Genomic DNA, 16,038 nt, shown 5'->3' with positions numbered 1-16,038 from the left:
GAGCGAACCCAAAAAGAGATAAAGAAAAAGGACGATTAAAATGCGGCCTGAATCCAATTCTCTCTTAATGTCTAACCTATGAGCGAACATAACATTCATTGCTTAACTATTTGCCCAGGCTCTATTAAAACAGCCATTGCGCATAACTCATTAAACGAGCAAGGCATCGCGCAAAATAAACCAGAAGAGTCGATAGAAAATGGCATGGATGTAAGCGTAGCTGCTAAAAAAATGATTAACGCTATTAGTAATAAAAAAGACGAAGTGATTGTGGGTAAAGGTTTAAGTGGTTGGGCGCCTACAATTAAACGCTTTTTTCCTACTTTGTTTAATAGGCTAAGCGCAAAAACAAACTATAGGTAGCATCGTTTATTTCAAAGGCGTAAAATGCCGTAAATTTGATCAATTTAGACAAGGATTCTAAATGAAGTATTTATGGCTGAGCCTATTTTTTATTGTATTAATTTGGTCTGGTATCAACCCAAAAGATCAATTTACATGGCTGCTTGAAGTTATTCCCGCAATTATTGGTTTAGTGCTGCTAGCAAGCACATATAGCCACTTTAAACTTACCCCTATTTTATACACCTTTATTTTAGCGCATTGTATTGTACTGATGATTGGCGGGCATTACACCTACGCCGAAGTCCCTTTGTTCGATAACCTATTTGGTAGCGAGCGTAATAACTACGACAAAGTAGGGCACTTTTTTCAAGGTTTTGTACCTGCGCTGCTAGCACGCGAAATTTTGCTACGCAAAAAAGTAGTAAATGGTCGAGGCTGGTTAATCACCTTTGTTATTTCGGTATGTTTAGCATTTAGCGCGTTTTACGAATTAATAGAGTGGTGGGTTGCAGTACTAAGCGGCGAAGACGCAGAAGCGTTTTTAGGCACGCAAGGCTATGTGTGGGATACCCAATCAGATATGGGACTGGCGTTATTTGGGGCTATTTGCTCGTTATTGCTGCTTTCAAAAGTACACGACAAACAGCTTAAAAGCGTTAAAGATTATTTATAAAAACGCTTATAGAAACATCTATACAAATATTGATTAAAACTTGAGATAGGTGTGCTTTATGTGCTCCAGGGCGTGTTGTTTTTATTTTTTGATCTGAGACGCAGTTTGCTGTTGTATTACTCTATTCGTGTATAAACGCATAATAACTTCGAATATAAATGCGATAAAGAAAATTGAAAGAATGTAATAAACAATATGAGGCATTGCTTTAGATGAATACGCAATGGCAAAAAGTGCTGCGCCAAAAGAGCCGACAACAGCTGCAATAACACAGGATATTTTCGCTTTAGTTTCTTTAACTTTAAATAAGTGACCGGTGTGAGTAAAACCTTGGATCAATAATACAGAGATAGCCGCTATACTGGCAATTTGACTTAAATCTAATAATAAAATCATTGGCACAATAAGAATTGCTGAGATTAATAACCCTTCTGTATTATTAAAAACATGATATTCATATTGTTTAGGCAAGCTACCTTCCTTTGCTAACGTATAACCAATTTGTGTAACAGCATATAATGTGGCATTGATCGCTGATGCGGTGGCAAGTAAGGCTGTAATGGCTATAATCTTGAATCCCCATTCGCCTAATGCAGGGCGAACAGCTTCAGCTAAAGCATAATCCTTATCTTGCAGAATAGTTGCCAATGATAAATTACCAAACACAGCAACAGAAACAGCTATATAAAGAACAGTAACAAGTAAAATTGCAATAACCATGGCTTTTAGCATAGTTTTTTCTGGGCTTTGCATATCTTCAACACTATTGGTAATTACGCTAAACCCTTGAAAGGCAAAAAATGTTAAACCTAAGGCATAAAAAACATTTAAAGTATCGGGTGCATTAGTTAACGATAATCGTGCGGGTTGAATGTAAAATAATGCTAATACAGTAAAAATAATTAAAGCGAATAGTTTAATAACCACAATAAGATTTTCAGCTTTGGCGACAATTGATGCACCAATAAAATTTACGATAACGAAAAAAGACAACACACTAACTGAAAAAATATTAATGAATAAATGAGTATCCTCTTTTGGAAAGTAGGTCGCGGCATAGGTTCCAAAAGATTTGCATACAGCAGCTATTGCTACTAATTGAGCAAAATAAAAGAGCACCCCAAGAGCACCAGAAAATACGCCTTCGCCGTAACCGTGAATAAGATATTCAACAATCCCACCTCGGCTAGGGTAGCGAACAGCAAGTTTACTTAATGAATAGCCACAAAATAACGCGATAATTGCTGCAATTGCAAAAGACATAGTAACTAAATTTCCCGCAATTACACCCGCTTCTCCAATAACGATAAAAATACCAGCGCCAACCATTGAGCCAATACCCAAAAATATCGCACTCCATAAACCAAATGCTTTCTTTTCTGCTGGTTGCTCTATTTTTTGTATCATTATTACTGCCTTTTTATATAGCTCACTATTAAGAAATAAATCAGATTAGAAAAGCAGTGAGTCTTACTAAACGGAGGAAAGAACATGGCCTCGCCTGAATCGATTTATTATAAAGCTATTGGTATATTTTACCTTTGTGCTTTAACCAACCACCAACATGATATCCATTGGGATCTTTATGAGTCCAATGTACTACGCCCCCCTTTTTATTCCACTCATACTCACCATAAAATTGAACAGTATCACCTTTTGAAAGCAAATTAATTCTTGGCGCAAGATCAATATTATGTGCAATTAAAATAGTAATGCCTGTACTTAATTTAAGAATAAACTTTTGATGACGCGAGCCATTATTATCGTCGTTTAATATACGAATAACGATTCCAGAGCCCTGTACTTGAACGTTACTTTGATGATTTTTGTATGCTTCATTCAGGGATGTAGCATTTGCAAAATTTGACCAGTGTAAAAAAGTAAAACCGAGTAAAATATATATTAATAACTTACGCATACACTAAACCCTCCTTAGTTCTATAATGCCACTAAAGCGACTAAAATATTTGAAGTACAAACAGCATACAGATAAAAATATCCATTTTTAATGGAGGTTATCTGTAGAAGCTTCCAATATATTCATAACAGCTTATTAAATCCAACGTTAAGGCGTTATACCCCCCAAACGGCTTAGATTACATTGTTCAATAATTCCACTTAAAAACATTATTGTAAATAGGTATTTATACGAGTGATAAAATAAGTTTTTTGTTGTTTTACTTGAGGATAATTAGAAAGTACTAAATATGTCCTGAAAGAGGGAGGGGGAGTTTGTGATTTAATTTTCTAAACGTATCCATCGGCTTTTAAAGCAAGGCGAATACGTTTTGACATATGCATTTATTTAGCTTTTTTAGCCTCAAGAACTTCTATTTCACTCCAAATTTTTTCGGCTTCGGCGCTTAACATGGCGTAACTCTTAATATCGCCTTTACGCTGTGCTTGCATACCTTGTTCTAATTTTGCGTCGTACTCTTTGCGTAATTTTTTTGTTGGATCTGACTTAAATATCGAAAACATGGTGACTCTCTTAATTACTTTAATATATTTACTTAATCAGTATACATACGATGCGACGAAGAAAATCGATTCTTAAAAATATAAATTAGTCGGCACCTAAAAATTGAATAATTACTCTATTAGGGTTGAAAACTTAAAATTTGAGCGTACACTTGTGCGCTGAAGTTTGAGCGTACACGTGTAAGTTCAAAATAATTAAGATTTGATAGAGATTTAATCATGATTACTCAAGTACTAAACCAATTTTCAAAATGGTTTTTACACCATCAAAGTTTTGCCGGCTACATAGAGCCAATAATGCAGGTGTTTAAACCTGCGTGGCGTGCAGGGCAGTTTAGAGCGCAAGTAGTTAATACAGCTGTGCTTGATGGCGGCTTTTTAAGTGTGCAATTAAAGCCAAGCAAACAATGGCAGGCGCATACGTCAGGGCAGCATGTAAGTTTAACGCTTGAAATTAATGGGCGATTATTAACACGCGTTTTTACCGTGGCTTCAAGCGCTCAGCAATTTAAAAATACAGGTTTGGTGCGTTTACTAATCAAAACAAATGCGCAAGGGCGCTTTACAGGCTTACTCAGCAGCGCATTAAAAGCGGGTTTGTGGTGCAATATTTCTGCGCCAAGCGGCGACTTTGTATTTAAAAACACGCATACGCCGGCTACTTTTGTTGCCGGTGGGTCGGGTATAACACCTATGCTGGCTATGCTTGATGATTACTTAAGCCAAACTACTCAAAATGTGTCGCTAATCTATTACGCAAAAGCTACTGAGCATCAATGTGTTGATGAGCTAAGTGAGTTTGCGGCGCGTTTTGAGCATTTTTCGTTTTTATTATTAACGCGCGAGCAAGCAAGCGATATAACCAGCAATATTAAGCCGTGGGAAAACCCAGACATTTACTGCTGCGGCCCTGCTGCATTTATGCAAACGGTGAGCGATTTTGCTAAAACGCATAAGCTAAATTACTACCAAGAGGCCTTTGGTTTGGCGCTGCCTAGCTTAAATGACGACAGCCAATTTAATGTAAAAATTAACGCCAGTGCCCATGTTGTATCGGGTAACGATGTTTTACTTACTCAGTTTGAAGCAAAACAATTGCCGGTTAAACGCGGTTGCGGTATTGGTATTTGTCATCAATGCCAATGTATTAAAAAGTCAGGCGTGGTACGTAATTTAAAAACAGGTGAATTGAGTGACAACGGCGAGCAGTTAATCCAACTTTGCGTAAGCCAACCTGTTAGTGATTTGGAGTTACAATTATGAAAAACATTAACTATGACATGCTCGCAAGCGAGCTAGATGCCATTAAAATGGATACCCTTGGCAAAGTTGGCCAACAAGATGCTGACTATATTCGCTCTGTTGTGCGCAAACAGCGAGTGTGTGAATGGAGCGGGCGAATTTTGCTAATGCTTGGTTTTATTCAACCATTATTATGGGTTGCAGGCGTGTTGTTATTAGCGCTTGCTAAAATTTTAGACAATATGGAAATTGGCCACAATGTAATGCATGGTCAATACGATTGGATGAACGACAAGCAACTTAACTCACAGCATTATGAGTGGGACATAGCGTGCGACGGGCAAAGTTGGCACCGCGTTCATAATTTTGAACACCATACGTATACTAATATTATTGGTAAAGACAGAGATTTTGGTTATGGCTTGTTGCGTTTAAGCGATGATTTTAAATGGCGTTTTAAAAATGTATGGCAGTTTTTTACGTATATTAATTTAAGTGTGTTATTTCAGTGGGGCGTGTCGTATCACGAGTTGGCTGCAGAGCGTGTTTTTATTGGTAAAAAGAAAGAAAACCGCGAAGGGCTTGTATCACACTCTACATTAAAGCAGCGCTTTTTTAGTAAAGGCGCTCGCCAATTAATTAAAGATTATGCGATATTTCCGTTACTTGCAGGGCCTTTATTTTTATGGGTATTGGCCGGTAATTTAGTGGCAAACTTAATCCGTAATTTATGGACATCAACCATAATATTTTGTGGTCACTTTACTGAAGAAACGCAAACTTTTAAACAAGAAGACTGCGTAAACGAAACCCAAGGGCAGTGGTATTACCGCCAAGTACTGGGTTCGTCTAATATTAAAGGGCCACATTGGTTTCATGTTTTAACAGGGCATTTGAGCTGCCAAATAGAGCATCATTTATTTCCTGATATGCCATCTTCGCGCTATCAAGAAGTAGCGCCTCAAGTACAAGCTGTTTTGAAAAAACACGGTGTTGATTATCATACGGGTGGATTTTTTAGACAGTATACGTCGGTGTTAAAACGTATTATTAAATATTCGTTTAAATAAACATGTTTTAATTAACGAATGAAAAAATCGGTCTGTGTAACTACACTGACCGATTTTTTTGTTTATTGCACTCAATACGGTTGATTAGTAAACAGCACATGCAAAAATTTCTCATAGTTAATTAAAAAAGCCTTACTTTAGCTATGGTTAAATGGCGGGTGATTGTCATACAATGGAGGAAAATAGACCACACAAGAGAGATTAAAATGGCCGCATTTGGTACCGTGTTTATGCCGCAGATGATTCAAGCTCGTTTTTCTGATAATAAATGGAGCGAAAGCTCAATTGTCCCTTCCGATAAACTTGAACTTCATGCTGGTGCGCACGTTCTTCATTATTCAAGTACATGTTTTGAAGGCTTAAAAGCCTTTCGCCATGAAGATGGTTCTGTTTATCTTTTTAGAATGGATGCAAACATTGCACGCATGCAACAAAGCTCAGCGCTATTAAGCTTACCGAGTTTTGACAGCGATATGCTAAAAACGATGATTATCGATATTATGCGTGAATACGCAGATGAAACGCCATTACCGCCGGGTTCTATGTATATTCGCCCAACACACATTGGTACTGAGGCTGCAATTGGTAAGGCGGCAGCGCCATCAATGAGCTCGCTTTTATACACGTTACTATCGCCAGTAGGTGATTACTTTGCCGGTGGTGCAACTGCACTGCGTGTATTGCTTGAAGAAGATGGCATGCGCTGTGCCCCGCACATGGGAATGGTAAAAAGTGGTGGTAACTACGCCAGTGCACTAGCACCTATTAGTGCTGCACGTATTAAGTATCAAGCTGATCAAATTTTGTTTTGCCCAGGTGGCGACGTACAAGAAACCGGTGCTGCTAACTTTATACTTATTGATGGCAACGAGATTATTACTAAAGCACTCGATAGCACCTTTTTACACGGCGTTACACGCAACAGTATTTTAACCATTGCAAAAGATTTAGGTATGACGGTAAGCGAGCGTAACTTTACAGTGACCGAGCTACTAGAACGTGCTGCTAAACCAGGTACTGAAGCGGCGCTTTCGGGCACTGCGGCTGTACTAACTGCTGTGGGTACGTTTATTCATAACGATAAAGAATACAAAGTAGGTACTGGCGAGCCAGGCCCAACGACTGCGCGCCTTCGCCAAGCATTGAACGATATTCAATGGGGTAAAAGTGAAGATAAACACGGTTGGTTAACTAAAATTTAGTTTTTAATTTAACCCATTTAAAAAGCCACCTAATTAACTTTAATTAAGTGGCTTTTTACGTAGTTTTACAATTTCGCTAATTAGAATTTCATTTCAATCTTGCCGTATACGTAGCGTCCGTTAAATCCATATGGTGAGAAGCTAGAGTAAGCAAATAAACGTGAGAACGTTGTTAAATCGTCAACATTTTCACGGGTTGCATCTGGGTAAACATCAAAAATGTTATTAGCACCTACGCTCAGCGATACGTTTTCAGTAAGCGAGTAGGCGACGTCTAGGTCGGTTATCCATTTTGGTTTTAGTACTTCATTAAGCTCTGCGGTTGATGATGGATCTTGAGTTTCACCGTAACGGGTTGTTCTAAGCGTTGTACGTATATCGTCGTTAGTCCACGTTGCGCTTAAGTTGTACTTATTACGGGGTGTGCTTACTTCAAAACGGCGCAACTCAGTGCCTGAAAACAAGTTGTCTTGATCAAACCCTGCACCTTGTAGCTCTGCTGGTGGGTCGATGATATTGGTTACTTCATTTTTACCGTAGTTATAACCTAAGTTAAAGGCTATATCGCCGTAACCATCGGTTGCCACATTATAAGAGGCAACCACATCTACACCACGTGTTTTACTGTCAATTGCGTTTAAGAAGAAACGACCTTGGTTAGCGCCAGTGCCTTGAAGTAAATCGGCAATTGCAGCGCCCGATAAGTTGTTTGATAACACAATGCGGTCATCAATTAATATTTGGTAGTAATCAACCGATAAGCTGAAGTTAAAGTCGGTAGACCATGTAAAACCAACGCCGTAGTTTGTTGCTTCCTCTGCATCAAGACCTGGAGAGCCTAGTGCTTTTGCTACATCACTGCCTGGTGCAAACGTACCTGTTTCGGTTGGTTCGCCATCAACAAATACAGTGGCCACTGAGGTAAAGTATTGCTGCTGCAAAGAAGGTGCTCTAAAACCTGTCGATGCCGATGCACGAATGGCTAAATCTTCAGTGAGCGAGTATCGCGTTGCAATTTTACCATTGAGCGTATCGCCAAAATCAGAGTAATCCTCGTAACGCGCGGCAACAGCTATGTTCCAATCATCTGTGAGGTAAGTTTCTAAATCTATGTAAAAGCTAACATTGTGGCGGCTGTTGTCGCCCTCAGATTCAGGTGTAAACCCCGGGAATACTTGTGCGCCCGCTGCGCCAAATGGGCCATCAACTGGGTCAGTTACTTCGCCTCCTGGGCCAAATGTGCCTTGTGCATATGACGCTTCTTCGCCGGCATCTATTTGGTATCCTTCGCGGCGATACTCAGCACCTACGGCTACGTTTACAGAGCTTTCTAAAAAGCTGACGTCTACCTCGCGGCTAAAATCAACGTTTAAAGTAAGTTGATCGTAGGTAAGTGTTCCTGCATCAAAGCTTGTTTGGCTAGAAGGGCCGTATGAGGTATTTAAGCTATTGGTAACACCAAACTCAAACGCATCTTGACCATATACGGCCGATACATCGTAATTCCATTCACTTACAAAACCTTTAACGCCAAGCGCTAATGAAAAGTCGTTTATATCTGATGTGATAACAGGTAAAAAGCCATCCGGGTAAATTTCTTCTATATTTCGGCTGTCGCTTGCACGGCGATAAAAGCCACCGCCTTCACCTTCACGTTTAGAATAAGAACCAAATGAATAGAGTTCAGCATCGTTAGTGAGTTGTAGAGCTGAGTTATAAAAAACAGAGAAATCTTCTACATCACCATTACCAAAGTTATGATTGTAACGGTTTACTGTGAGTTCACGAGGGTCGAGTGAGCCATCCTCTAATCGAGCGTAGTTTTCGCGTTGGTCGTAGTCTGAACGGTTTGTAGAGTGGCGGTCGCGGTATTCGGTCGAAATGTTTAAAAAGCCATTTTCACCCAGTTCAAAACCCATATTACCTTGTAGCGTTAAAGTTTGACCGTCGGTTAATGAACGATCGCCCCCTTCGGTAAAGGCTAAATTACCATCACTGCCTTCAGATACTGATTTTAGCTGTGGCACACCGTCCATTTCGGTTACGTTAGCGCCATATATAGCCGCCACTGAGCCACCGCTGCTGGCACTTTTAAGCACAATATTAATAACACCGGCTATAGCGTCAGAACCATACTGGGCTGCTGCACCATCACGTAATACTTCAATGCGGTCGATAGCATTTGCTGGAATCGCATTTAAGTCAACCGATGATGAACCACGACCTGTAGAGCCATTTAAGTTAATTAATGCATTGCTGTGGCGGCGTTTGCCATTAACAAGCACTAAGGTGTGATCGGGTGCCAAGCCACGAAGCTGAGCGGGGCGTACATGGTCGCTACCGTCGGTAAGGGATGCTTGCGGGAAGTTAAAGCTTGGTAATAAACTGCTAAGCAGGGCATTCGTTTCAGTAAAGCCTGAGTTTTTAAGTGCATCTGCACCAATTATATCGATGGGTACTGCGCTGTCTTCTACTGTACGGCCTAATCGGCGAGAGCCAATTACGCTTATTTGTTCGATGTTTTCTTCTGCTTTAGTGTCTTGCTCTGCAGCATTTACTGAGAGCGAACCAAGTAGTGCAGCAGACGCGCTCATTGCGAGTAATATTTGTGGTACCGATTGCTGTAATTTAAATAACGGTTTTCTATTCATGCTGTATTTCCCCATACCCATTGAATTATTTTAGTTTTGTACAAAAAGATTAAACCTCTTTGTTACCTTGAACATATACTTAATTAACAAAGTCAGTCAATTGAATAACATTCAATTAATTTAAGGGTTTTTATAATTACATTTGGTTGTTTTTTATAATGATCATTGTTTTAGTTATATAGCGGAGGTAATTGCTAAGTAATTGATGGATAATGAATTATATTTAAAAGTTAAATTTAACGTTTAATTAACTGGTAAGATGAGATGGATGGTTTAAATTAATTATGGGTAGGAACCATTTTTATTGGGCTGGCAATAAATAGCTGTTGAGCTATAAATATTTTTTAAAATGTAAAATACAAGTACACCCATTAAATGTTAACTAAATTAACATTTAATGGGTGTACTATAAATTATGTACTACTTATTAGAACCTATACTTTAAAGCATGAAGCAATTTTGTTTTTATAAGTAATTGGTATAAAAAAAGAGTGCTAAAAATAGTGTTAAAATTTAATTTTTCCAACAAGCATATCTTTAAACATTACCCAATCTCCCCACAAACTGTAAAAAGGGTGTTTAAAAGTAGCTGGGCGGTTTTTTTCAAAAAAGAAATGCCCGACCCACGCAAACCCATATCCAATAAAAGGTAATAGCCACAATAGACTGTATTGTTGTTTTATTAATGCTATTGCGATTACAGCAAGAACAAGTGTACTTCCTATAAAATGTAAGCGGCGGCAAGTAACGTTGCGATGCTCTTTAAATAGTACGGGTAGAAGGTTTTAAAGCTTTTAAATGTGGGGTTTGTATTTTGCATTGTGTGCTCTTTTATTGTTTTTTATTTTAATGAGGGTCGTGCTATTAAAGCGTAAGTTTACATTTGTTTACAGCGATAAATGGCGCTTAACGCATCTAAATAGACAAAAGGGCTAAAAGTTAATAACTTAGGCACACTATTAATAAATAAGAATGGAACTCAGGATGTTTAAACATACTTTAGCGTGTGCTTTAATTGTAGCGCTTAGCGGCTGTTCAGAGCCAACTAATACGGTAACTCAAGAAGAAGTAAAAGCACCTATGAAGCAAGTTAACGCAGTTATATACCCAGAAACTAAAAAAGGCGATATCGTAGATACCTACTTTGAAGAAGCCGTTAGCGACCCATATCGTTGGCTTGAAGATGATATGAGCAGCGAAACCGCCGATTGGGTTAAAACGCAAAACAATTTAACGTTTTCTTATTTAGAACAAATACCTTATCGCGATAAGTTAAAACAGCGCCTTGAAAAATTAATGAATTACGAAAAGATAGGCGCTCCTTTTACTGAAGGCGATTATACCTATTTTTATAAAAACGATGGCCTGCAAAATCAATATGTTTTGTACCGCAGTAAAGATGGCGGCGACGTTGAAGTATTTTTAGATCCAAACAAATTTAGTGACGATGGCACGACGTCTATGTCGGGTTTATCGTTTTCAAAAGATGGCTCTTTATTAGCGTATCAAATATCTGAAGGCGGCAGTGACTGGCGTAAAATTATAGTGATTGATGCACACACTAAAGAGCAAGTTGAAGAAGCACTTGTTGACGTTAAATTTAGTGGCATAGAGTGGCTAGGTAACGAAGGCTTTTATTATTCTAGTTACGAAAAACCTAAAGGCAGTGAGCTTTCGGCTAAAACAGATCAGCATAAAGCGTATTATCATAAACTAGGTACAGCTCAGTCTGTTGACCGTGTGGTATTTGGTGAAACTGATGCGCAAAAACATCGCTATGTTGGCGCTGATGTAACACATGATGGCCATTACTTACTTATTTCGGCAAGTACATCTACTTCAGGCAATAAGCTGTTTATAAAAGATTTAACAAAGCAAAACAGTGAGTTTGTAACGGTTGTTGGAAATACTGATTCAGATACAACAGTGATTGATAACGAAGGCAGCAAGCTGTTTTTAGTTACTAACCTTAATGCACCAAACAAAAAAGTAGTGACGGTTGATGCAAGTAACCCAAGCCCTGAAAATTGGGTTGATTTAATTCCTGAAACCAAAAACGTACTAAATCTTACAAAAGGTGGCGATACCTTTTTTGCCAACTACATGGTTGACGCGATTTCGCAGGTAAAACAGTACAACAAAAAAGGCGAGTTAATTCGCGAAATTACATTACCAGGCGTGGGTACTGCACGTGGTTTTGGCGGTAAAAAAGATCAAACAACGCTTTATTATTCGTTCACTAACTACAAAACACCAGGTACTACTTATACGTTTGATGTAACTACGGGTGAATCGGGTGTTTATCGTAAGTCGGCTATTGATTTTAATAGTGATGATTACACGTCTGAGCAAGTGTTTTACACATCAAAAGACGGTACTAAAATACCGATGGTAATTACCTATAAAACAGGCATTAAGCTTGATGGTTCAAACCCTACTATTTTATACGGTTACGGTGGTTTTAATATTAGTTTAACGCCAAGCTTTAGCCCAGTTAATGCAGTATGGCTTGAGCAAGGTGGTGTGTACGCCGTTGCTAATATTCGTGGTGGCGGTGAATACGGTAAAGATTGGCACAATGCAGGCACTAAATTGCAAAAGCAAAATGTGTTTGACGACTTTATTGCCGCAGCTGAGTACTTAAAAGATAAAAAGTACACCTCTAAAAAACGCTTAGCACTTCGCGGTGGCTCTAACGGTGGTTTGTTAGTTGGCGCAGTGATGACGCAGCGCCCAGACTTATTTCAAGTGGCTCTACCTGCTGTAGGTGTACTTGATATGCTGCGCTACCATACATTTACTGCGGGCGCTGGCTGGGCATACGACTACGGCACCAGTGAGCAAAGCAAAGAAATGTTTGAATACATTAAAGGTTATTCACCACTTCATAATGTAAAAGCAGGTGTTGAATATCCAGCGACTATGATCACAACGGGCGACCATGATGATCGTGTTGTCCCTTCGCATTCGTTTAAGTTTGCAGCTGAGCTTCAAGCAAAGCAAACAGGTAATAATCCAACGCTTATTCGCATAGAAACTAATGCGGGGCATGGCGCAGGTACACCAACAAGTAAAACAATTGAGCAGTACGCTGATATATTTGGCTTTGCGCTATATAACATGGGCGTAGAGTCATTATAAAAACATTTAACTAACTATTTAAAATTACATAGTTAAAGCAAAAAGGCCGAGTAAATTAAATTTACTCGGCCTTTTTAATGTTTGCTAGTTAGCTACTGCATAGGTGAAAACAATCGTTGATATGTTTTATAGGCGTATTCGTCGGTCATTCCGCTTAAATAATCGCAAATTATACGCATCCCTTGATTTTGTTTTTCGGCTTCTATGTATTGTGCTTGTGTGGTTTCGGGCAATAAACGCAGCGGATCGCTCGCAAATGCTGTAAATAACTCTATTAGTAAATTTTGGCCTTTAAACTCAATTTGTTGCATTTCGGGGTCGCGTATTAAACGTTGAAACACAAAATGCTTAAGTATTTGCAATACGCTGTCGTATTGGGCATCTAATTTAGCGGTGTACTTTAAAATAGGGCATTCAAAGGTATCGTTTTGAATATCCAAATGTATATGAATAATAAAGGTATTAACCAGCTCACCTATGGCATCTTTTCGCTCAAAGTCATTTTTTGAAAACAAACGCAGAGTGAGCGATTCAAGCATGGTGTTTAACCAGTCAAAGTTAAGCGCTTTTAAATGAGGAAGTGCATGGGTTTGCCAATCGTCTAATGTGAGTACGTGGGTTGCAATGGCATCTTCTAGGTCGTGTACGGCGTACGCTATATCGTCGGCATGTTCCATAATGGCGCTGTCGAGTGACTTATAGGTTGTTTTAGCACGGTATTTATCAATTGCAGCGTGGTTGCCAAGCAGCGCTTTATCGTTTTGACTTAGTGGTTCTACTATCCAATTGAATATGGCTGCATCGTCGTTATATAAGCCTTTAGCTGGGCGCCAATCATCAGCTTTAATAAATGCACGGCCTGTTGTTGCATCGGGAATGGTATGCCAAAGCGTGTTAATAAACGCAGGGTATTTTATAAAGCCTAGTAAAGTACGGCGAGTAAGGTTCATACCGTGCCCGTTACTGTAGGGCTCCAGTTTTGCAACTATACGTAGTGTTTGTGCGTTACCCTCAAAACCACCATGATTGCGCATCATGTAATTTAGCGCTATTTCACCACCATGACCAAAAGGCGGGTGGCCAATATCGTGCGCTAAACAGAGTGTTTCAAGCAGCCCCGTTGATGGGAAGTGCGTAAAGTCGCTATGTTGCGCTTTTAAATGGCGCAATATGCCAGTACCAATTTGCGATACTTCTAATGAATGTGTGAGGCGAGTGCGGTAAAAGTCGTTTAAACCAATGCCCATAATTTGGGTTTTAGCTTGCAAACGCCTAAACGCTGCAGCATGAATAATACGCGAACGATCGACCTGCCACGGCGAGCGGTTATCGTTAGGACGATGTTTATATTGCTCTATTATTCGGCTTTGCCATTGTTTATCCATACTGCTTACTCACACATAGTTAATATTATTAAACTTTGCCCAGTATACCCATGGACTTATAAATTGCGAATGAACAAATGCACTACATAGGCTCTGTTTTATCTAATATCTAAACACATAGCTGAAAATTAAACCGTAAAAGGTCATCAAACCCCAGTTATTCGCGTTTATAAAGTGGCTTAGGTATAATGCGCCTTCGTATGCTTGTGTATAAACCATGCATAGTTGTTGTTTCAAAGAGAGAATACATGTTAAAAACGATTTTTAAACTTTTACTAACCGTGTTTTTCGTATGGGCACTTGCATATCCGTTTATACAAAATGATGACGTTGATCAGGATGAGCAAACGTCAGAGCAAACAACAAAAGTGAAGAAAAAAGAGAAACCACTACATAATGTAAAATTACCAAAGTTTTCAGAATTTAGCGATGTGAAAGAAAAAAAACATGCATTTTTTAGCTTTATTCGTCCGCACGTTGAAGCCGAAAATAAAAAAATACTACAGCAGCGCGCTAAGCTCGAAATAGCACGCATGATGTTACAAAATGAATTACCTTTAGAAAAAAAGCAAAGTAAAGATATTGCAGTAATTTTGAAGTCGTACGGCTTACCAACCACAATTAATACCCTAATACTTACACAAGCACTGCGCCGTGTTGATATAATTCCTAAAGAACTAGCGCTTATGCAAGCTGCAAATGAATCTGCGTGGGGCACATCACGTTTTGCACGTATTGGCCTTAACTTTTTTGGTCAGTGGTGTTACACAAAAGGTTGTGGCATGGTACCAAAACGCCGTAATAGCGGGGCTGCACACGAAGTTGCTGCGTTTAAATCAGTAAGAGCTGCTATAAACTCTTACTTTAAAAACATAAATACGCATCCGGCTTATAAAGATTTGCGCGCGATACGTGAAAACTTACGTCTTGAGCAAAAGCCAATATTAGCGACTGAACTTACACAAGGTTTAATGTCTTACTCTGAGCGCGGTGAAGCGTATATAGAAGAGCTAAACACCATGATTAACCAAAATAGAGCCTACTTTGATGAATAAACGGATTTTAAATTGTACTAACGCAGTGTCGTTACTGCTACTGAGCATAACTGCATTTAATGTAAATGCGAGAGAGTTTGTAATGTCGTATGACGGCTTTTACGATCGCTTAAAAGTGGTTAATAAAGGCGATTTTCAATATGCCCGCGTTAACTTTTACATTAGTGATATTGGTACTAATGAAACGTGTGCGATTAAAAGCGGCACTATTTTAACTGAAAGAAACGAGTATCCACTTAACTTTACCGATAAAGCACAATTACTATTGCCGTTCGATAAGCAGCTTGATACTGATAAAGCGGTCATTGTAGTAGAGCCGCAAAACCCTGTACACGATTGCCAATTAAAGTTACAAATAGAAGCAAACGAACTTGATGGTTTAGCGTTTTCAAAGCAGTCGTTATATACCATTAACGAAGAACTTGATGAGTTGTTAACTGATTTGTCGGGCTTTTTTGTAAGTAAATTAATGTGGTTTTTATTACCAGAGCAAAAGGGCGTAGCAGTTACATTTAAAAGCCCAATGCAATTTGATGATAAAAGCATAACGTGTGAAAAGTCAGTGTGTTATTTTGCAGTTGAAGATAGCTGGGAAGATGATAGCGGAGTGCTTGGCGATATATCGAACGTTATTAAAGTAACGCCTTGGATTGTTAAGTGATCAGTGTTTAATTAAGAATGTGTAATTGCCACATAAAAAGCGACATTTAGCTTAACACCGATCAGTTAAGGTATTTTTGATCGGTTGACCGATCTTTTGGTTGCTTCACAATACCCTTATCATCTTTTGATT

At 39.0% G+C, this 16,038-nt stretch carries 12 protein-coding genes and 2 pseudogenes; 8 read left to right on the top strand and 6 right to left on the bottom strand.

The features are described 5' to 3' along the window. Window positions 1–81: 81 nt before the first annotated feature. Both GQR55_RS17885 and GQR55_RS17880 read left to right on the top strand, forming a co-directional pair. Window positions 82–363, top strand: a pseudogene (locus GQR55_RS17885) (short chain dehydrogenase); the annotation flags it as partial. A 61-nt stretch (window positions 364–424) separates the two neighbouring features. Continuing rightward, window positions 425–1,018 (top strand): DUF2238 domain-containing protein, encoded by a 594-nt coding sequence (locus GQR55_RS17880; RefSeq protein WP_166421671.1) that lies wholly within the window; start codon window positions 425–427, stop codon window positions 1,016–1,018. 81 nt (window positions 1,019–1,099) lie between these two features. On the opposite strand, the gene GQR55_RS17875 is transcribed toward GQR55_RS17880, so the two are convergent. The 3 genes from GQR55_RS17875 to GQR55_RS17865 all read right to left on the bottom strand — a co-directional run bounded on the left by GQR55_RS17875 (window position 1,100) and on the right by GQR55_RS17865 (window position 3,499). Then, window positions 1,100–2,425: an APC family permease gene (locus tag GQR55_RS17875; RefSeq protein WP_166421670.1), complete on the bottom strand. Its 1,326-nt coding sequence runs from the start codon at window positions 2,423–2,425 to the stop codon at window positions 1,100–1,102. Between the two features lie 115 nt (window positions 2,426–2,540). Next, complete coding sequence (locus tag GQR55_RS17870) at window positions 2,541–2,936, bottom strand: DUF3465 domain-containing protein (RefSeq protein ID WP_166421669.1); 396 nt, start codon at window positions 2,934–2,936, stop codon at window positions 2,541–2,543. A 383-nt stretch (window positions 2,937–3,319) separates the two neighbouring features. Next, window positions 3,320–3,499 carry a DUF6435 family protein gene (locus GQR55_RS17865; protein WP_166421668.1) on the bottom strand — a complete coding sequence of 60 codons (180 nt, stop codon included), beginning with the start codon at window positions 3,497–3,499 and terminating at the stop codon, window positions 3,320–3,322. Window positions 3,500–3,718: 219 nt separating this feature from the next. On the opposite strand from GQR55_RS17865, the gene GQR55_RS17860 reads away from it, so the two are divergent. The 3 genes from GQR55_RS17860 (at window position 3,719) to GQR55_RS17850 (ending at window position 7,013) form a co-directional block, all read left to right on the top strand. Continuing rightward, a complete protein-coding gene (locus tag GQR55_RS17860) occupies window positions 3,719–4,762 on the top strand; it encodes an FAD-binding oxidoreductase (RefSeq protein WP_166421667.1) in 1,044 nt (347 codons plus the stop codon). Beyond that, window positions 4,759–5,811 (top strand): acyl-CoA desaturase, encoded by a 1,053-nt coding sequence (locus GQR55_RS17855; RefSeq protein ID WP_166421666.1) that lies wholly within the window; start codon window positions 4,759–4,761, stop codon window positions 5,809–5,811. Before GQR55_RS17860 ends, GQR55_RS17855 begins: the two co-directional genes overlap by 4 nt. Window positions 5,812–5,954: 143 nt before the next feature. After that, on the top strand, window positions 5,955–7,013 hold the full coding sequence (locus tag GQR55_RS17850; protein ID WP_269435943.1) for a branched-chain amino acid aminotransferase: 1,059 nt from the start codon (window positions 5,955–5,957) through the stop codon (window positions 7,011–7,013). 80 nt (window positions 7,014–7,093) lie between these two features. Here the strand turns inward: GQR55_RS17850 and GQR55_RS17845 are convergent, their stop codons facing one another. Both GQR55_RS17845 and GQR55_RS17840 read right to left on the bottom strand, forming a co-directional pair. After that, window positions 7,094–9,664, bottom strand: coding sequence for a TonB-dependent receptor (locus GQR55_RS17845; RefSeq protein WP_166421664.1), 2,571 nt, complete (start codon window positions 9,662–9,664; stop codon window positions 7,094–7,096). A gap of 506 nt (window positions 9,665–10,170) precedes the next feature. Continuing rightward, window positions 10,171–10,484 (bottom strand): annotated as a pseudogene (locus GQR55_RS17840) (DUF962 domain-containing protein). A 164-nt stretch (window positions 10,485–10,648) separates the two neighbouring features. Here GQR55_RS17840 and GQR55_RS17835 point away from each other — a divergent pair. Continuing rightward, a complete protein-coding gene (locus tag GQR55_RS17835; RefSeq protein WP_166421663.1) occupies window positions 10,649–12,805 on the top strand; it encodes a prolyl oligopeptidase family serine peptidase in 2,157 nt (718 codons plus the stop codon). A 92-nt stretch (window positions 12,806–12,897) separates the two neighbouring features. Here the strand turns inward: GQR55_RS17835 and GQR55_RS17830 are convergent, their stop codons facing one another. Further along, window positions 12,898–14,190, bottom strand: a complete 1,293-nt coding sequence (locus tag GQR55_RS17830) for an anti-phage deoxyguanosine triphosphatase (protein ID WP_166421662.1) — start codon at window positions 14,188–14,190, stop codon at window positions 12,898–12,900. Between the two features lie 248 nt (window positions 14,191–14,438). Between GQR55_RS17830 and GQR55_RS17825 the strand changes: the two genes are divergently transcribed. Together GQR55_RS17825 and GQR55_RS17820 are read left to right on the top strand one after the other, a co-directional pair. After that, window positions 14,439–15,245: a glucosaminidase domain-containing protein gene (locus GQR55_RS17825; protein ID WP_166421661.1), complete on the top strand. Its 807-nt coding sequence runs from the start codon at window positions 14,439–14,441 to the stop codon at window positions 15,243–15,245. Next, complete coding sequence (locus tag GQR55_RS17820; protein ID WP_206012134.1) at window positions 15,238–15,906, top strand: DUF2987 domain-containing protein; 669 nt, start codon at window positions 15,238–15,240, stop codon at window positions 15,904–15,906. The genes GQR55_RS17825 and GQR55_RS17820 overlap by 8 nt, the downstream gene beginning before the upstream one ends. Window positions 15,907–16,038: the final 132 nt, after the last annotated feature.

It is taken from the genome of Pseudoalteromonas sp. Z1A8 (genome assembly GCF_011378855.1).
Lineage (GTDB): Bacteria > Pseudomonadota > Gammaproteobacteria > Enterobacterales > Alteromonadaceae > Pseudoalteromonas.
The sequence above is the reverse complement of the archived record's forward strand: the minus strand, read 5'-3'. Positions and strand labels throughout refer to the sequence as shown.